The following is a 17829-nucleotide window of genomic DNA, read 5'->3' on the forward strand; positions in this document are numbered from 1 at the left end:
CTTACGCTTGAGCAAGCGCTTCGAGCGCCTGCTCGAGCCGCAACCGCACCACGGCCGGTGTCGCGCCGAAGTCGTTGATGGTGATCTTGGCAGCAGGCCATGGATGCGAGCCGAACACGCGCGCAAGTTGGGCTTGCCAGGTCGAGCTCATGCCGTTGACGGAGGTGGTGATGGCCACGTCGATCTGGCCAGCGTTGCCGGGGGTCAACAGCACCTCCAGGTCGCCCGAGCCGACCACGCCGGCATACGCGCGCCGGGCAGCGGGTGCGCCGCCGGTGAATTGGAAATCAAGATGCTCCATGTTCGGTTTCCTGATGAGCGGATTCGAGATCGGACACTGCGTGCGCGCTGGCGGGCAGACGGTCGAGGAACAGGGTGGCGGCCAGCAGGTCGGCTGCGCCACCAGGTGACACGTGCAGTGCCAGCATGTCTTGTTCGAGCAGGCGGAAGGCGCGCCGGCCTTGCGGGGTTGCGAGGCCGCCTTCGGCGCGTACCGTTGCCGCTCCGGTTTGCACGACACGCAATGCGTCAGCGCCACCGCGTGCGAGCACGCAGGTGTCGTCCAGCGTGACCATGACGGCGAGCAATGCGTCGACGCGTGCATGGTCTTCGCGGATGCCCGCTGCGCGAGCCCGATGCAACGCGGGCAGCGCAATCTTGATCACATGGGGGAAGCCGGCGCAGGCCTGTCCCTTGGCGCCACCGACGCCGTAGTCGTTGCAAGCACGCTCGCCCTTGTGGCCGGTCGAGACGGGCGCAAAGCGATCGGGGATGTTGGCGAGGCGTGCCGCGCGATTCGCAACTGCGGTTGCATTCAACGCATGCGGCGCTTGCGCGGAGGCTGTTACCAACAGACCGAGCGCCCAGATGGCGCCACGGTGCGTGTTGATGCCACCGGTGGCATCGAGCATGGCCGTTTCGCCTTCGCGGCCCAGGCGGCCGATGCGCTCGCGCAGCGCCAGCGGCGAGTCAATTTGCGCGCCAGCCAACGCCATGGCTTCAAACGCAGGGCGCAGGGTTTGGGCCGAATGCACCATCAGCGTCCAGTCGAGATCGTGATGCGCGCCATTGCCACGCACATCCACGAGACCGGGTTTGGGGGAGAGCGTCACCTCGTCGATGAGCGCGGATTCCACCAGCGCGGCCAATCGCTTCGCACGCGCTTTCGGGCTGGCCGGCAGGGGCCGGTTCAGGGTCTTCTCCATTACCAGCTCCGGAAGCGTGCAGGCGGGTCGTACAGACCGCCGGACCACTCAACGAGGTCGGCGATGCTCTTGGCAGCGAGCAATTCGCGGCTGGCATCGCTGCGGCGCACGTCGAGGTCTTCGGGCAACGCGATCAGGCCGTCGCGGCGCATCTGCTCGGTCTTGGACGGATCGTGCCGCAGGCCAATGGACGTGACACCCGCCACCGCCGCGATCATCGCGCGGCGCTCTTCCAGCGAACGTGCCTTGTAGAGGTACGCGATGCCGTCTTCGGTCAGGAGGTGGGTGACGTCGTCGCCGTAGATCATGATCGGCGCGAGCGGCATGCCGCTTTGCTTGGCGACCGACACCGCATCCAACGTGTCGACAAAGGTCGGCTTGCCGCCTTCCTGGAAGGTTTCGACCATCTGCACGACGAGCTTCTTGCCGCGCTCCAGCATCGTCACGGGCTCGGTCATGTCGAGCCACGCGGGCGTGGCATGACGGCGGCCGCGCGGGTCGTGGCCCATGTTCGGCGCGCCGCCAAAGCCGGCCAAGCGGCCGCGCGTGACGGTGGACGAATGGCCATCGCCGTCCACCTGCAGCGTTGCGCCGATGAAGAGGTCCACCGCGTATTGCCCGGCCAGTTGGCACAGCATGCGATTCGAGCGCAGCGAGCCATCACGGCCGGTGAAGAACACGTCGGGACGCGCGGCCACGTAGCGTTCCATGCCGAGTTCCGTACCGAAGCAATGCACGCTTTCCACCCAGCCCGATTCGATGGCGGGGATCAGCGTCGGGTGCGGGTTGAGCGTCCAGTTGCGGCAGATCTTGCCCTTGAGGCCCAGGCGTTCACCGTACGTTGGCAGGATCAGCTCAATGGCGGCTGTGTTGAAGCCGATGCCGTGGTTGAGCGACTGCACGTTGTGCCGCTGGTAGATGCCGCGAATGGCCATCATCGCCATCAGCACGTGCACGGGCTTGATGAGGCGCGGGTCGCGCGTGAACAGCGGTTCGATGTAGAACGGCTTGTCGGCCTGCACGATGAAGTCGACCCACGAGCCGGGAATGTCGACGCGCGGCAAATCCGCCGGGTCATCGACGATCTCGTTGACTTGCACGATGACGATGCCATCCGAGAACGCGGCGGGCTCGACCAGTGCGGGGGTGTCTTCGGTGCTGGGGCCGGTGTAGATGTTGCCCTGGCGGTCGGCCTTGAAGCCGGCCACTAGCGACACGTTGGGGATCAGGTCCACCACCAGCCGCGCATACAGCTCGATATAGGTGTGGATGGCGCCGACTTCCAGCAGGCCGTCAGCAAGCAGTTGGCTGATGCGCAGGCTCTGCGGCCCCGCAAACGAGAAGTCGAGCTTGTGGGCGATGCCGGCTTCGAAAATATCCAGGTGTTCTGCACGGCTCACGCTCGGCATGATCATGTGCAGATCGTGCAGGCGCTCGGGGTTCACCTTGGCCAGCGAGCGCGACAGGAAGTCCGCCTGCTTCTGGTTATTGCCCTCCAGCACGACGCGGTCACCGGGGGCGAGCAGCGCTTCGAGCGCAGCGACGATATCGCCGGTGGGGATGACCTTGCCGTTGGCGATGCGGCGGGTCGCAGCCAGGCGGCGTTCCTTCTCGTCGCGCCGCTTGCGCCACTGGGGCGGGATGGCCGCATGGGCTCCGTTGGCCGATTGGGATGACATCGGTTGCATGGGTGGCGTCTCCAGCCTTGATTGATTTTGGTGACCTGTACCGTATGCCGGAAAAAGGCACACTTCAATCAACCTAGGCGCGGTTTCATTAACCTGAAGTTAATGAAACAATGGGCAAATCACGGCAAAGTGCGGCGCAGCAAGCCCACGCCCGGCGGAGACAGGATCATGGCAATTGATGAAGACATCACATTGAAGAAGCTGGAGGTGTTCCAGTCCTTCATGACGCTGGGCAACATGGCGCGCGTGTCAGAGGCGCTCGGCCAGAGCACGGTGAGCGTGCACCGCGCGCTGCACTCCTTGGAAGAGGGATTGCGTTGCCCGCTGTTCAAGCGCGACGGGCGCAAGCTGATTCCGCTGTCCACCGCCTACGTGTTTGCCGAGCATGTGGAGCGCATCCTGGCCGAGTGCGAAGCGGGGGTGCGCCGCACACGCGAGGCGGCGGGGTTCTCGTCGACGACGCTGAAGATTGGCGGCCTGTATTCGATGACAGTGGGCACGTTGCCGCGCATCTTTGCCGGCCTGAAGACACGCCGCTCGGCGCTTGACATCGAACTCACGCTGGGCTCGAACCGCAGCCTGCTGGCCAAGCTGGAAGACGGCCAGCTCGACGCCATCGTCATCGCGCTGGGCGAGCCGCTGCGCAACCCCGATCTGCTGACGGTGCCGATGTTCGATGACGAGATTCTTTTTGCCGCGCCGCTCGGCTCGCCGTACGCGTCATCGGCAGAGATCGATCTGCAGGCGGTACGCAGCGAGAAGTTCGTCGCACTCGGCGACGATTTCGCCACGTACCACGACTTCATGGCCGCCTTCGACAAGGCCGGTTTTGCACCGCAGATTGCGCTGCGCGTGGGCGACATCTTCTCGCTCATGAACCTGGTGAGCGGCGGCATCGGCTATGCGCTGCTGCCGCGCCGCGTGGCGGATTTCAGCCCCAAGGTGCAACTGATTCCGCTGGCGGCGCGGTATGCGATCAGTCAACACATCGTGCTGGTGATGCAGCGGAATCGGGAGCGGGATCCGAACTTGTTGGCGTTGTCGGCGGAGTGTCGGTTGTTGGGCACGCGATAACGATGATCACGTGTGCCGCACCACGTGGAAGCCTTCTTCCGCTGTGGGCGCAACGAAGTAGCGCGTGATCTCTTCGAACTCCACATCGGTCGGCGCGAACGGGTGGGCACCTGCGGCATTGCGATCGTGCAGGCGCTGCTTGCAGACCGCATCGGACACGTCCAGGTAATGCAGTTGGTGCGCGACACCGGCGCGCTCGAAGACTTCGCGCATCCACGCGCGGCTAGTCAGTGTATTGGCAGGGAAATCCAGCACAACAGAGAGCCCCGCGCCAAGCAGTGCGCAAAGGTGCTCAGTCAATGCGCCACGCAAGCGGCGTGCGCTGCGGGCGTAGTCGGCCACGCTTGTGATCTCGCCCGGGTACAGATGTGCGAGCCAGGTGTCTTCACTCAGTAGCACGGTTGCCGGCGCGCTGGCCAGCCGTTGCGTCAACGTTGATTTTCCGGCGCCGATCTTGCCGCACACCAGATGCAGCGTGACCTGGGTGGATGCGGCGGCGGGTGTTTGCGATTGCAGCGTCATGACAAGCTCCTGAGAGGCGAGGGTTCAGGAGGCGGGCACAAAAAACCCGCCTCGGGGGCGGGTTCGTTTGCTACCGGCTGACGCGCGCTAACCCACCATTCTTGGAATGGTGCGAATAATCGACGCGAGGCGGGTGGTGTGGTGAGGCATGCAGCAAGCTTGGGGGATTGGGTTGGTGTTGTCAACGCTGGGTAGGGGTAAAGCATCATCCGTCGATTCATGCCTCGTGCCGCAAAACAGATCGCACAGAAAGTCGAACGCGTCGATGCTGTTGTGGCGCGTGAAGAACTATCGATCTCATCGCAAGAAAATTGGTCGCCCCCGGCCCAGCGGTGTCGCGATGGTGCGACGTTCGACACGCGCGCCTCGTGCTTTAAGCAAACCGCAAGACATCACTTGTGCCTTCTCAACGTACAGCAATTGGCCGCCGTTGCTGTGTTGACGCGGACAAGCCATCGAGTAGGGTTCGATAGTGCGCTCGTATTCGACCTCGTTTAGATCAGATTCCAGTTTTTCGAAGGCAACTGTTGAGAAGCGTGACATAGAGTCGGCCCTCCAATGCAAAGTAGGAAGGGGTCGGGATGACAACAAATCAGAGGGGCGAGTCGCGTTCATTGCGCTGGATCAGGCGTGCATTTCAACTGACGATGGCCGCTGTGATCGGTGCTGTGTCGCTCGCTGCAAGAGGGGATGAGCGCATCACAATGCTTGTCGGGGCAGATGAGTACCTGTCCCAGACACTGGAGGGCATATGTGTACCGGCCCATTCGCCAAAGACTTGGACGAATGGGTGGGGTGACTATGACGTCATCAGTAGCAAGGTTGCGGTTGGCTACTTCAACACGTGTGAATTAGGTCTTGTGCTGAAGAGGGGCTATGAATGGTCATCTCCACGCACGATGACCGGCTATTGGTACGTATATACACAGGCAGCCTGCCCCGACGGCTCAATTCCGTCGGGTTACACATGCACACCTCGCCCACCCGTGCACGCTTGCACCGTTGCGTATCCGGTTATTCCCGGTACGGGCACAAAGATTCTTGTTGAAAATGACAGCGGCAGCGCAGAGCTTCCTTTGGCTCGGGCCTATCGCTCATTCGTGACGTTTGGAACAAATGCCGGCACAGGGAAGTGGCTTTTCAATTGGCAGCGCACGCTGGACACCAATATCGCCCGGTTTCCGACGCCTCAGGTTTCGGCTTGGCGCGACGACGGGGCAATCGTCTATTTCCAGAAGAACGGTGCGACTTGGACGACCCCAAGTACAAGGGATTCGCTGCAGTCAGTGGCGGATGCCAATGGCACCACAACGACGTGGCTCTACACCGTGGCCCAAAACGGAACCGTGGAAACATACGACGCGGATGGACGCCTGCAATCTGTACGCGAGCGCAACGGCCGTACCACGCAATTGGCTTATGACGCCGAAAAGCACCTTGTGTCTGTCACGGCCCCTAGCGGTCGCAAGTTGACGTTCGCATACGACGCCAAAGGTCGCGTTGCAAGCGTGACGGCACCCGACGGCGCCGTCACCCAATATGCGTACGACGCGAACGGATCGTTGACGACCGTGACTTGGCCTGACAACAAGACTCGTCAGTACGTCTACGAAAACACGCGCTTCCCAACGGCGTTGACCGGGGTGATTGACGAGGCCGGAGTTCGTTACACCACTTACGCCTATGACGACGAAGGGCGTGCCATCAGCAGCGAACTGACGCCGATTTCGAATCGCTATCAGTTCCAATACCAAGCCAATGGCCAGACGATCGTCACCCAGCCGTCAGGCACGACCAGCACGTACACCTTCCTCAAGCAGAACGGTGTGTTGTTGCCTACGGGAGTGTCGGTGCCTTGTCCGACTTGTGGCAACACAGCGCAAAGCACCAGCTACGACGCCAACAACAACCCGACAAGCAAGACGGGCTACGACGGCTCCACGACGACGTATGTCTACGATGCCCTCGGCCGCGAGACTCAACGCCTAGTCGGGGCCGGGACGGCGGATGCGAAGACCACCACAACGGAATGGGACCCGCAGCAATGGTTGGTCACGCGTGTTGCTGCGCCGAATCAGATTGAAGCGTTCTCATACGATGCGAATGGGAATCTGCTTTCGCATACTGTGACGCCGACTAGCGATGTGAACGGTAGTCAGGGGTTTGCTGCTGCGGCGTCTGGCCCCATACAACGCACTGACTGGACCTACGACGGTAGTGGCCACGTCTTGACAACAACCGAGCGCACCGACAATGAGATCACTGGTACGTGGACATTTGTCTATAACGCGCAAGGCGACCTGCAATCACTGACCAATCCGGAAGGGAAGGCCGGGCGTGTTGTCCAATATGACGCGGCAGGCCGCGTACTTGAGGCCATGGACGTTCACGGAGTCCGCCTCAAGTTTCGGTACAACGCACGTGGCTGGCTGACTGATTATGAGTTCGATGACCAACACATTCAGTATGAATATGACGTCTTCGGACAGCCCACTGCCGTGCTTGGCCCACAGAATTTCGTGACGCGATACGTCTACGATGCTGCGCACCGATTGATTGAGGTTCTAGACAACATCACTCTGCCTGCCAGGGATGCACAAAGTAGCGCGGTTAGCCCATTCGGTGTCGCGCAGAGCGAGCGAGCAATACCGCAGACCACGCCTTTTCAAGCTCTGCGGGATATGGTGGTGCATTCTTGGAATCGGGCCGTCGAAGGGCTCAAGCAATGGCTCAGCGGCATTGTGGCTTCAGCCCATGCGCAAGTTGTGGTTGGCGGGATGACGAGTTATCGACCACCGCTCCCGATACCCATGGGGCAAAAACCAATCAAATCGTCACCTTACCCGGAGGATGAGATTGATCCTAGCGCCAGTAGCGCGAGGAGGACTGCTAACTCTGCTGTAGCTAGGAATGTAGATGCTTGTAAGACAGGTGATCCATGTGAAGAGATTCAGCGACAAATCAGAGACATTGCGGGGAAGCTTGAAACAAAGGTTAGGCAACAACTGGCTGACAAATGGAATCTCTACGAGAATGCCTACTCCGTAAATCCAGGCGGCGCGATTGCAGGAAAGGGGACCTGGCTTGGGCACGATGACCAAATTACGGGGTTGAAAACTGGCCTTGCGAGAAAAGTAATGGAGGCGAAGGTTTTGGGATGTCAAGTGCCACCAGAAGTGTTGAGGCAGATTGCCACGCTAAATCCACAGAGACCAGCTAGGTGAAATTCATGGAGAGTAATAAATTGATAGACGATGAAATTGCAGAGATTTGCATCGGAAAAATAACAGAGAACTCACCATTCAAAAAAGAGGTCATCTCCTATGAAATACAGGATGACTTCCAATTTGTTCTTCTTTCTGTAGTGACAGATGGGGTGAGTGATGTGTCGCCTCTGGACAGAAAGAGAATTGCAGCTCTGGTGGACGGTATCGTCCCGAAGAGGAATGGAGAGTATTCCTGGATGGTAAATTTTCTCTTGAAGGGGGCTATATTTGACAGCTATTTTGGTGGCGACTTGATGTCGCCTGACTCTGGTTTGTAACGAAGGCGGAGCTGTGTTTTGTTGCTTCCTGGAGGCATATGAAAAATCATATTGCTTTTGTTTTTCATGATGATGGTGAAGGTGACAGCGCGCTTATTGTGAGCTTCCATGCAAAATATTTCTCTGGGAGAGGAATCTTTTACTTTGATGCGGATAATATATCTCTGATGCTGGATGCCTTCTCTGTGTATCCAATACTTTCAGAGAAACCGCCAAAAATTGAGTGGGGAACTATAGATCTCAGTAATCCTAAGGCCGGCTTGAAGGAAGAGCATCTTCACTTCTCGGTATGGCCTCTGGATAAAAAGGGGCATTTGGTGGCTTCAATTCGAGTAGCGGTCCCTTACATCAATATCGCTGGAAGGTTTCAATATCATGCCGGCGTGGACATTTCGACAACCTACGCGGCTATGACTCAATTCGTCGAGGACATGAAATCCATGCTGCGCGGCGAGTCGTCAGAAGTTGTGCTGGAAGAGGTGATCGGATAGTGAGTAGGCTATGAACGTACTTGCCAATACGTGGAAGATCGTCTTCAACGAAGAGACCAAGTGCCTAGAGTTTTGGCACCCGGAGCGCTTGGAGTGGCCGTCGGTGCAGTTGCGGATGGAAACACTATCTGCGATGTCGTTCGACGATGCCGCTAAGTTTGTCGGCGAACGGCTCCTGCTCTTGATTCCTACTTACCATGAGGTGTTCAAGGACTATCTGTGGTCTGACGACGGACAGACGCCACTCAAGAAACAGTAGGGAGTTGATTCAACAATGGACTCCAAGATTTTTGCCGGTCGTGCGGTTCAAATCGAGAAACAGCTACGTCTTGCATTTCCATCCAATCCTGTGCCGACTGAGCATCGACGTGAAGATGGGGTCGTGGATTGGGAGGTGGAAGAGGATCTACAACGAATTCTCGGAAAGGCTTGGCCGGAAGTGACGCTTGAAGACTGGACGCATATGGTCAACCCGGCATTCATTCGCGGTGGGACGAGCACACAGTTTTTCAAGTACTACGTACCTTCGATCCTCACTTGTGTTCTGTCGGCTGTGGAGCGAGTGGATCAGTTAGCGCTGTCCGCACTGCTGCCTAACAACCCGAAGCGTGAACCTCGCGACGAGTGGCGGATGTTCAGAAACAGCTTCTCGCCTGTCCAAGTGGAGGCCATCATCGCGTTCCTTGAGTGGGTCAAGGAAGCAACTGATCCGACATCGTCGGACTGGCATGGCGCGGACGCTGCCCTGAGTGGCCTGTGGGGTTAGGTTTCGGAGCCGCTGCCTATCACCGTAGGCGCAGAAACATGGAAGAACCTAAACTAGAAGACGCAATCCTCAACGCATTCTCTGACGTCGAGGTGCCTCCGGACTGGGCGCTGGTCCGCAGTCATGAAGGTTCCGAGCCCGCTGATATCGAAGCAATATTTCGTGGGGTAAAAAATTGGAGAGACCTGCACGTATTCAAAATGGATCAGGACGCAGTCTTGTCCTTTCTTTCTGACGAGGCTTTCAGGTACTACCTACAGGCTTTCATGCTGTACGACATCAGAGGGGAGATTCACTACAACGATGTTGTGTTCCACTTGGTCCACGGCCTTGCGGATCAGGGTGCAGCGGAAAAGATCAATCCTCGTAGGTACGGGGATCGGACAGCTTGGGATGGTGCTGTCTATCGGCATTCCGTATTCTCGAAAGCGCAAGCAGGTGCAATTGTTGAGTACCTGAAGTTCAAGCTCGAAGCTGAGGGGCCGGACGGCTTCGATACGCCCTCAATTCAGCAGGCGCTGGCCAACTACTGGCTCGGGCGTGCGGGGTTGCCCTCATGACTTCGTGCATTGTCGCTACGCCATGAATTTTCTTCCCCTAGCGGCACTCGCAATTGCACTCAGTGGAGCGTTGGCATTGCTCAATCGGAGTCGTCGCAATGGGAGTCTTGCTGCCCTTGCCGATCGCGAACCGCTCAGCGATGTCCAGATCTATAGGCAGTTCTACGCCACAAACGATCTTGAAGAAGCGGAGGTCTGCACGCTCTGGAATGAGATCGCCGGCACGTTGCAAGTGCCCGCAGACAAACTGCGGCCAAGCGATCGATTCGGGACCGATATCGGCGTCTGGTTCATTACGAGCGAAGAACTGGATGCTCTCGGCGATCTGGCAGCCAGACACGCAACGCAGCGTGGTGTGAAGATCGATATCGCTTCCCTTGCCACCGTCGACGATTACATCAAGGCATTCGCAACAAGGCATACATAGAGCCTGCAGTACGCGCATCGCACTTTAAGAATCCGGCGATGTTCACGCCCCAAGACGCCCAATAGAATCCACCTGCCTTTGCACTAACGAAGGCCTGGGTTTAGCGACCTAGTCGGGACAGTGAACTTCCGTTCATTGTGTACACTCTCGTCCGTTTTCAATGGCGGGCCGGGTGAGTGAGACCGCAAGGTCTACTGGGTCCTGACACCAGTCGCTAACCTCGCCGCAGGCCCGCCACCCTCGTTTAGCGACGAGGGCGGCGTGTCCATGATCGATGTGTCGTCAGGAGACGTCATGGCCGTTCCTCAAAGCGGGCTTCGCCCCGCGTCGTTCCCTTCTCCGCCCCCATCAGTCCCCACGCTGTACCAATCCGGCGCGCTGCGCGCGCAACGGTTTCTGCGGATCACGCAGCGCTCGTTGCATCGGCATCGCAAGTTCCAGCCGGCGTTGTTGCGTGAAACGCTGGACTATGTGCTGGGCGCTCGCCCATTGGAATATCGCGCGGGGTTTCTCGATGCTATTGGCGCGTATGTGCTGCTTGCGCTGGAAGGGTGCCAGTTGAACCCAGACACATGGGATGCGCTGGCTGCAGTTGAACGCCAATAGGCACAACCGCAAATGAAAACGCCCTGAGCGGGTCAGGGCGTCTTGGTCATTCATGCGCCTTCATGCTGGAGCATCAGCGGCGCGTTGTTCGCTCATGGGCCATACCCGTCGTTCGAATTCATGCGGCAGAACCGGCGTCGAATAAAAAAAGCCCTGCGCAAAATCGCAATCGACTGCCTTGAGAAAATCCCGTTGCTCGGCGGTCTCCACACCCTCAGCAATGACTTTGAGCCCCAGTTTATGCGCGAGGACGACCATGGCCTCGCACAGCGCCTGGTTGTCTTCGTCAAAGCTCAGGTTGTGGACGAATGAACGATCGATCTTCAGGTAGTCGATGTCGAAGCGCTTGAGATAAGCGAGCGACGAGTAACCGGTCCCGAAGTCGTCGATCGAGATCCCGATGCCCGCGCTGCGCAAGGTCCGCAGCGCCTCGTCCGTCCGCGATTCGGCCTGCAATAGCAGCCCTTCCGTGATTTCCACCATCACGCTCTGTACCGGCAAGCCTTCGCGTGCGAGGAAGTCAGACCATCGCGCGCACAGTTGGGCATCCTGGCGCATCTGGACCGGAGACATGTTGACGCTGATCTGGAACGACGGATGGAATTGATCGCGCCATTGCCGCGCCTGTTGCACCGCCTGCTTGAACACCCAATCGCCGATGGGAACGATGAGGCTCGTGTCTTCCGCCACGGAAATGAAATCATGGGGGCTGATCGTGCCGCGCTCTGGGTGCAGCCAGCGGATCAGCGCCTCGGCTTTGCAAACCTCGCCGGTGGCGAGGTCGACGATGGGCTGGTAGTAGACCTGAAACTGGTCACTGGGCAGCGCGGCGCGCAAATCGCTGGTAAGCCGCAGGCGCCTTTCGGCCTCCACCTGCATATCGGGCTTGAAGTAACTGAAGCGATTGCGCCCGGCGTTCTTGGCCGCATACATGGCTTGATCGGCGTTCTTGAACAGCACATCAAGATCGTGGGCGTCGTCGGGGTAAAACGTCACGCCAACGCTGGCAGAAATGAAGGCTTCTTCCGTGCCCAGCGTGAATGGCTCGGCCAACTTGCCGATGATGGTCCTGGCGATCCGTTCAACGCTCTCCGTGTCGTCCAGATTGGGCAGGATGACGGTGAACTCATCGCCGCCTAGACGTGCGACCGTATCCGATTGGCGCACGCACGAACCGATGCGCTTGCCGGCCTCGATCAGCAACGTATCTCCCCGGTCGTGGCCGAGCGAGTCGTTGACCTCCTTGAAGCGGTCGAGATCGATCAGCATCAACGCCATGCGCCGCCCGAAGCGGCCTGGCTGACTGGCTTCCTGAGCAAGGCGCTCATGGAACATCTGGCGATTCGGCAGGCCCGTCAGTGCATCGAAGTTGGCCTGTTTCCAGATGGTTGCCTCAAACGCCATCCGGTCGGAGAGATCACGACCGATCGCCAACACGGAATGCACATGGCCGGTGTGGTCGGTCTCGGGCGTGAGGCGGACGTGCGAGCATTGTTCGCGCCCATCCTTGCCGGCCCATCTCAGTTCGAATTGCGCGCTGGTTCCGCTTGCAATGACATCGCTGATGATTTTTTCGTAGACGCGCGCGTTGTCGCCGCCGGGGAGTTCCGAGGGCCGCTTGCAAAGCGCTTCTGTGAGGCTGCAGCCCGCCGCGGCACAGAACGCAGGATTGGCGTAAATGCGGCGCGACTCGCGGTCATAGCGGGCAATGGTATCGGGCGAGTTCTCGATCAGCGTGCGCGACTCCCGCTCCCGCGTGACGAGCTCTGCCGTGCGTTCGACAACGGTTTGCTCGAGCGAGGCATTGATCTCGTTGATCTTCTGGATCTTCTGCTTGATCGCTTCGCGCATTCTCTCGAAGCGCTGCGCGAGCCTGCTCAGTTCGTCCTTGGCGCGGGCCCCGGTTTCCACGTGCTTTTCTTCGTCTACCTCGGCGCCGGCATCGTCGCCGGTATCGTGCACCTTGCGCACCAGCTCCCTGAGCGGTGCAGAAATGCTGTGCGAGATGAAGTAAGCAAGGAAGATCGACAGCAGAACCCCCGAGATGCCAACCAGCGCGATCTGGTTTCGCACCGCTTGTGCCTCGGCCGTCAGTTTTTTCTCGGCAATGGTGCTCACCACGAACCAGGTCGTGCCGGGGATTTTGGCGTACGCAGCCAAATAACGTCCTCCGCGCTTTCCCTCGACCGCAACGAAGCTTTGCGCCTCGCCCGATGTCGCGTTGCGCGCGATGTTTTCGAGCAAGCCGGGTTCGGGTAGGGCGCCGGTGTCATTCGATGCGTCGGCAGGCCGGATGATGACCTCGTTACTCGCATCGAGAATGTAGATTTGCGTACCGCTGCCTGTGGCGACGTCGTTGAAGATGGTCGAGAAGTATGCCGGGCGGACGATCAGCACCAGATTGCCGAGCTGCTGGTTGCTGTTCTTGTCGATGATGGCGCGCACCACCCCGAGGTTTTGCTGTCCGACACCGTTGTCGTAGCTGCCCCAGTACGTGTGCCCATGCGCGTCCTGAGCGCGCGAGACGAGGCGTGTCACACCCTGGGTCAATTGCGTGGCTGCCTGTGTGTCCAGAATCCGGTTGTTCTTGTCGAGCAGATACTTCTGGTTGATGAAATCCACCGATCCGTAATGCTCAAGGAGCAGCCGCGCCATGTCCTGGCGTGCTTCGCTTTGTTCCTTGCCGTGGCCGCTCGCAGCCCTGGCAAGCGCGCCTTGAACCCGATTGGAGAGCACCAGCAAGTTGCTTTCTGTCTCGATCTGCCGCATGCGCAACTCGATGTTTCTCGAGACTTGCTTGACCACCTCCTTCGAGAATATCTCCGCGTTCTCCTTGATCGCCGCGATCGAGTTCACGTACGAAATGCTGGCCGAAATGAAGATCGGCAGCAGAGACAGCAGGATGAACGCGGCAACCAACCGGTGGCGAATCTCAACGCGGCGAAGCAGGTCCTGTGAGAGGTAGTCGAAAGCGCGCTGCAGCAACCGTGGGATCGAGTTCATTTGTAGTGCATCTTCGCTTCATTCTTGACCGATTCGTCGAGGCGCTTCGCCGCTTGCCTGGGCGACATCTTCTTGAGCAACACGTCCTGCATCAACCCGTGCAGTGACTCGAGTGTGTTTGACGGCAGCGTCGAATAGTACGGGCTGGCAGTGACCAGATAGCGGCTGACGGTGTTCGTATAGTCGACGATTTCCGGGTCACTGACGGTCGTTTCCGCGTCTTGCTGGAATGGAGAGATGTTGTGGCGCTTTCTCTGCAGAATCGGGAAGCCTTTGCCGGCGATGAATTCCAGAAAGCGCATTGCAGCCGCCTTGTTGGGCGTCTCGCATACGGCAAAGCCTGTCTCGCTGCCGAGCACGGGCACCACCTGTTCGCCGCGCTTGTTCCATGGCGGGATGAACACGCCGACCGCAAAGCGATTGCCATGCAGCAGCAGGCCCGCCGCCCAACTGCCCTGGAAAGCCATCGCCACCTTGCCTTCCTTGAAAAGACGCATGCCGTCGTCGTAGCCGGTTGCCATGAACGACGCCTGCACGTAGCCGCGTTCCGGCAACAGCGCCATCCTGGCGAAGATATCGGCGACCTCGGGGGTGCCGAGATCCAGCGTGCCCTCGGCCATCTTGCTTTTCCAGTTCGGCTCGTGCGCGACCACGTTGTTGGCGAAGCCCGAGGCAAACGGTCCGTTTCCGAGCATGTTCGGGAATGCGCCATTCAACATCATGGGCGTGAATCCTGCGCGTTTGAGCTGCGCGCACACGCGCAGGAACTCGTCGAAATTCGTTGGCAGCTTGTCGACACCCGCTTTTTCGAACATCTCGCGGTTGTAGTAGATCATCGTCGTTGCGACACCGCCCGAGATGCCGAACCCTTTGCCGTCGCGGCTGGTCCAGTCCCGCTTGAGCGGGGCGAGCATGTTCGCCCAGGCCGATGTCTGGCTGACATCGGCAAGGACACGCTGATCGGCCAGTTCGGCCGAATAGGCATTGGGATTGACGCTCAACAGATCGGGCAGCGTGCCGGCAGCGATGCGGGGTTTGATGTTCTCTTCGACCGAATTGCCGATCATGAACTGAACGTCCACCTGCACATCGGGATTGAGCTTGCTGAACTCGGCAGCAATCTGAAGCATCTGCTCGGGCCAGTCCGGTGCCCAGATCAATGCCGTAATGCTGGTTCGGTGCGGCGGGGGCGAACTGGTAATGGGGGCATCTTGCTGGTGGCAACCGCACAGAACCAGCAAACCGATCAGACCGGATAGCAGCCGGGCAAAGTGACTTTGTCGCACATCACGCTCGCTTTCGGGTTTGGTATGCGCCGGTTGGGCTCGCGAGGCAGGGGAGACTTCTCGCGGCGGCCCGTCGATTGGGGTGCTCGATATTGCCGAGCATGGATTACCTGCAGATGATGGCGTGCGCCAGCAGCGCCCGCCACGCCGGGCAGATCGGGAAGCCCATGCGACAGCCAGAATGCGGATAGTTGGGCATGACGACGAATAAGCTGATTAACCGCAACAGAGGCAATCTGTTCATCGGCAGCCCATATGAATCCTTTAATGGTCGCCAGGCGCGGGCGTTTGTTACCCATGTGGCCCAGCGCCGCAATGAACCGGGCACCTCGACATATGGCAATCGGCAAACGTTTGGCCCATGACGACTGCGTTGCCGGGCACAATCAGCACGGCCTTGGTGATCTTGCTTGCGGGGCGAGACGGCCTTGCGTCCAATCCTCCGCAGTTAGCGGGCAGGCCAATCGGCACCTACGGGCGCAAGCCAAACAACCCCTGCCAGAACGATTCAAAAGTGCTAGGGTGCCGCGAGTGCGTCGTCGGCGCATCAGCCTTTGACCCCAGTGCTTCGTCAGGCGTCGGGGCTGCCTCGCTGTCCGGCGCCGCAGCCGCAGCCACACTCGCCCGCCGCGCTTCCTGCATCGCCCACACGCTATCCGCAATGCGCGCCGCCAGTTCTGCCTCGCAGTCCCGGCCGAGCAGCACACCGAAGAGCACGTCCCGGTTGTGACCATCGTCAGCAAAGCGCATCGCAATGGCGACCATCTTTTCGTAGTGCTCCTGCGCAATGCGTTCACGCTCGCGTTGCGCGGCGCGCTCCTCGGCTTCCTGCGCCTCGCGTTCGGCCTGCCAGCGCTGCATCTCTTGCGCGAAGACTTCGTCGTAGACCCGGCGCTGCTCGGCATCGGAGAGGATGGCGTAGGCCTCGCGGATTTCCTGGAATGCTGTATAGGCCTCGGCCTCGCGGCCAGGGTTGCGATCGGGGTGCCACTTCATCGTGGCACGGCGATAGGCGCGCTTGATTTCGTCCAGGGTCGCGTCCGGCTGCACGCCGAGGGTCGCGTAGATGGTCGTCATGGCGGAAGGGGGCGGCTGCCAGGGGTAAGGTGATCGTAGCATGCGGTTGTTGACCTCTTATGGCCGATTCCCGGTCGGGTGGCCTCGTCTCTTCGAACGAGTGGCGTTGACCCTCGGCGCTTGCACGGCGCATGCTGCTATCAAGTCGTCACCCACAGGGTGCGTGCCGTGGCAACGAAATCATCTGGCCTGTTAAAAGCGGTCGCCCATTGCCGGCACGCTCTACGACTTGCGCGCTTGCCCACGGGGTGGGGTCGCCAAAGTGCCAAGGGCGGTGACCAGACGCTGCTGTACTTCGGCTGCCTGACGCTGTTCATCGCGCTGGCTTCACCGGCCGGCTATCTGGTGGACATCCAGACGTCGTATCTGCTCAAGAACCAGTTGCATGCCACGGCGACGCAGATCTCGATGTTCCGGCTGGTGACGGGCATCCCGGTGTACCTGGCGTTCGCGTTCGGTCTTGTGCGCGACCAATGGAACCCGCTGGGATTGCGGGATCGCGGTTTCTTCCTGATGTTCGCGCCAGTCACCGCGCTGGCACTCGTCGGGATGGCGTTGTCGGGTCTCTCCTACCCGGCACTGCTTGTCGGGATGTTGCTGGCGATGTTGTCATCCCGGTTTGTCGCGGCGGCCTACCAAGGGTTGATCGCGCTGGTGGGCCAGGAGCAACGCATGTCTGGGCGCCTGAGCGTGCTGTTGAATTGCGTTGGCACGCTACCGGTTGTTGCGAGCGCGTTCGCCTCCGGGTACATCTCCGATCATCTTGCGCCGAAGCAGGCCTTCTTCCTGGCGGCGGCGCTCATGTTGGTGGTGGCCATGCTGGGGCGATGGAAGCCCGCTTCCGTTTTCGGCCACACCTATGCAAGGCCGCAGGCCAAGGCGGCGGATTTCGTTGGGAACGTCAGGCGGCTGGTGAGGCATCGGGCTGTCTATCCAGCGGTGCTGATCTGCTTCCTGTGGAATTTCGCACCGGGCGCGGCCACACCGCTGCAGTTCTATCTGACCAACGCGCTGCATGCATCGGATTCCGTGTACTCGTACTACAACGGCATCTTCGCCGCTGCGTTCATCCCGACCTTCTTGCTGTATGGCGTGCTGTGCAAGCGTGTGGCGCTGAACAAGCTGCTGTGGTGGGGAACGATCATCGCCGTGCCGCAGATGGTTCCGCTGGCCTTCATTCACTCGGCCGATCTCGCATTGATGCTGGCGGCACCGATCGGTCTGATGGGCGGTGTCGCCACGGCAGCGTACTTTGATCTCGCCATGCGGTCCTGTCCGCCAGGACTGCAAGGCACGCTGATGATGCTGGTGGATGGTGTGCTCGCACTCTCTGCACGTGCAGGTGATTTGCTTGGCTCACGCATCTACAGCAGCAGTCCAACGTACGGATTCATGTACTGCGTGATTGCCACAACTGTGGTGTATGCGCTGATCCTGCCCCTCATTGCACTGACGCCGAAGGGGTTGATTGCCACCAGGGATGGTGAACCCAATCCGGAAGTCGAGGCCGAGGCGGTGAGCGAGATTCGGGGCACTGAGTCGACGTAGACGCCGAACCACCAAAGAAAAACGCCTCGACA

19 protein-coding genes are annotated in these 17829 nt (G+C 59.7%); 11 read left to right on the forward strand and 8 right to left on the reverse strand.

Annotated features, from left to right (window positions below):
* Nucleotide 1: 1 nt before the first annotated feature.
* From C404_RS34115 to mdcA, 3 genes are read right to left on the reverse strand one after another with little or no spacing between them, the layout of a single operon-like run.
* A complete protein-coding gene (locus tag C404_RS34115) occupies nucleotides 2–301 on the reverse strand; it encodes a malonate decarboxylase subunit delta (protein WP_021193193.1) in 300 nt (99 codons plus the stop codon).
* Entirely contained in the window at nucleotides 288–1205 is a 918-nt protein-coding gene (locus tag C404_RS34120) for a triphosphoribosyl-dephospho-CoA synthase (RefSeq protein ID WP_021193194.1), read from the reverse strand. The genes C404_RS34115 and C404_RS34120 overlap by 14 nt, the downstream gene beginning before the upstream one ends.
* On the reverse strand, nucleotides 1205–2893 hold the full coding sequence (gene mdcA / locus C404_RS34125) for a malonate decarboxylase subunit alpha (RefSeq protein WP_021193195.1): 1689 nt from the start codon (nucleotides 2891–2893) through the stop codon (nucleotides 1205–1207). The genes C404_RS34120 and mdcA overlap by 1 nt, the downstream gene beginning before the upstream one ends.
* Before the next feature lie 168 nt (nucleotides 2894–3061).
* Here mdcA and C404_RS34130 point away from each other — a divergent pair, with 168 nt between their 5' ends.
* Nucleotides 3062–3967, forward strand: a complete 906-nt coding sequence (locus C404_RS34130; RefSeq protein ID WP_021193196.1) for a LysR substrate-binding domain-containing protein — start codon at nucleotides 3062–3064, stop codon at nucleotides 3965–3967.
* Between the two features lie 6 nt (nucleotides 3968–3973).
* Here the strand turns inward: C404_RS34130 and C404_RS34135 are convergent, their stop codons facing one another.
* Both C404_RS34135 and C404_RS59855 read right to left on the reverse strand, forming a co-directional pair.
* Entirely contained in the window at nucleotides 3974–4489 is a 516-nt protein-coding gene (locus tag C404_RS34135) for an AAA family ATPase (protein WP_021193197.1), read from the reverse strand.
* A 297-nt stretch (nucleotides 4490–4786) separates the two neighbouring features.
* On the reverse strand, nucleotides 4787–5032 hold the full coding sequence (locus tag C404_RS59855) for a hypothetical protein (protein ID WP_152524399.1): 246 nt from the start codon (nucleotides 5030–5032) through the stop codon (nucleotides 4787–4789).
* 38 nt (nucleotides 5033–5070) lie between these two features.
* On the opposite strand from C404_RS59855, the gene C404_RS0129540 reads away from it, so the two are divergent.
* From C404_RS0129540 to C404_RS0129545, 8 genes are all read left to right on the forward strand, one after another.
* The gene (locus C404_RS0129540) at nucleotides 5071–7713 is read left to right on the forward strand and encodes an RHS repeat domain-containing protein (RefSeq protein WP_081659334.1); all 2643 of its coding nucleotides are present in this window, start codon (nucleotides 5071–5073) and stop codon (nucleotides 7711–7713) included.
* Between the two features lie 5 nt (nucleotides 7714–7718).
* Nucleotides 7719–8033, forward strand: a complete 315-nt coding sequence (locus tag C404_RS34140) for a hypothetical protein (protein ID WP_152524400.1) — start codon at nucleotides 7719–7721, stop codon at nucleotides 8031–8033.
* 38 nt (nucleotides 8034–8071) lie between these two features.
* A complete protein-coding gene (locus tag C404_RS34145) occupies nucleotides 8072–8524 on the forward strand; it encodes a hypothetical protein (protein WP_021193200.1) in 453 nt (150 codons plus the stop codon).
* 10 nt (nucleotides 8525–8534) lie between these two features.
* Nucleotides 8535–8783: a hypothetical protein gene (locus tag C404_RS34150; protein WP_021193201.1), complete on the forward strand. Its 249-nt coding sequence runs from the start codon at nucleotides 8535–8537 to the stop codon at nucleotides 8781–8783.
* Nucleotides 8784–8798: 15 nt separating this feature from the next.
* On the forward strand, nucleotides 8799–9290 hold the full coding sequence (locus C404_RS34155; RefSeq protein ID WP_021193202.1) for a hypothetical protein: 492 nt from the start codon (nucleotides 8799–8801) through the stop codon (nucleotides 9288–9290).
* A 38-nt stretch (nucleotides 9291–9328) separates the two neighbouring features.
* Nucleotides 9329–9850: a DUF6714 family protein gene (locus tag C404_RS34160; protein WP_021193203.1), complete on the forward strand. Its 522-nt coding sequence runs from the start codon at nucleotides 9329–9331 to the stop codon at nucleotides 9848–9850.
* A gap of 22 nt (nucleotides 9851–9872) precedes the next feature.
* The gene (locus C404_RS34165) at nucleotides 9873–10277 is read left to right on the forward strand and encodes a hypothetical protein (protein WP_064496319.1); all 405 of its coding nucleotides are present in this window, start codon (nucleotides 9873–9875) and stop codon (nucleotides 10275–10277) included.
* A gap of 294 nt (nucleotides 10278–10571) precedes the next feature.
* Entirely contained in the window at nucleotides 10572–10883 is a 312-nt protein-coding gene (locus C404_RS0129545; protein ID WP_021193205.1) for a hypothetical protein, read from the forward strand.
* A 60-nt stretch (nucleotides 10884–10943) separates the two neighbouring features.
* On the opposite strand, the gene C404_RS34170 is transcribed toward C404_RS0129545, so the two are convergent.
* A complete protein-coding gene (locus tag C404_RS34170) occupies nucleotides 10944–13886 on the reverse strand; it encodes a bifunctional diguanylate cyclase/phosphodiesterase (RefSeq protein WP_021193206.1) in 2943 nt (980 codons plus the stop codon).
* Complete coding sequence (locus tag C404_RS34175; protein ID WP_049285557.1) at nucleotides 13883–15172, reverse strand: ABC transporter substrate-binding protein; 1290 nt, start codon at nucleotides 15170–15172, stop codon at nucleotides 13883–13885. Before C404_RS34175 ends, C404_RS34170 begins: the two co-directional genes overlap by 4 nt.
* 197 nt (nucleotides 15173–15369) lie before the next feature.
* Here C404_RS34175 and C404_RS60395 point away from each other — a divergent pair, with 197 nt between their 5' ends.
* Nucleotides 15370–15537: a hypothetical protein gene (locus tag C404_RS60395; RefSeq protein ID WP_167351984.1), complete on the forward strand. Its 168-nt coding sequence runs from the start codon at nucleotides 15370–15372 to the stop codon at nucleotides 15535–15537.
* Nucleotides 15538–15643: 106 nt separating this feature from the next.
* On the opposite strand, the gene C404_RS34180 is transcribed toward C404_RS60395, so the two are convergent.
* Nucleotides 15644–16249: a J domain-containing protein gene (locus C404_RS34180; RefSeq protein WP_021193208.1), complete on the reverse strand. Its 606-nt coding sequence runs from the start codon at nucleotides 16247–16249 to the stop codon at nucleotides 15644–15646.
* A gap of 237 nt (nucleotides 16250–16486) precedes the next feature.
* Between C404_RS34180 and C404_RS34185 the strand changes: the two genes are divergently transcribed.
* Nucleotides 16487–17797 carry an MFS transporter gene (locus C404_RS34185; RefSeq protein WP_021193209.1) on the forward strand — a complete coding sequence of 437 codons (1311 nt, stop codon included), beginning with the start codon at nucleotides 16487–16489 and terminating at the stop codon, nucleotides 17795–17797.
* Nucleotides 17798–17829: the final 32 nt, after the last annotated feature.

This window comes from Ralstonia sp. AU12-08 (assembly GCF_000442475.1).
GTDB classification, from domain to species: domain Bacteria; phylum Pseudomonadota; class Gammaproteobacteria; order Burkholderiales; family Burkholderiaceae; genus Ralstonia; species Ralstonia insidiosa.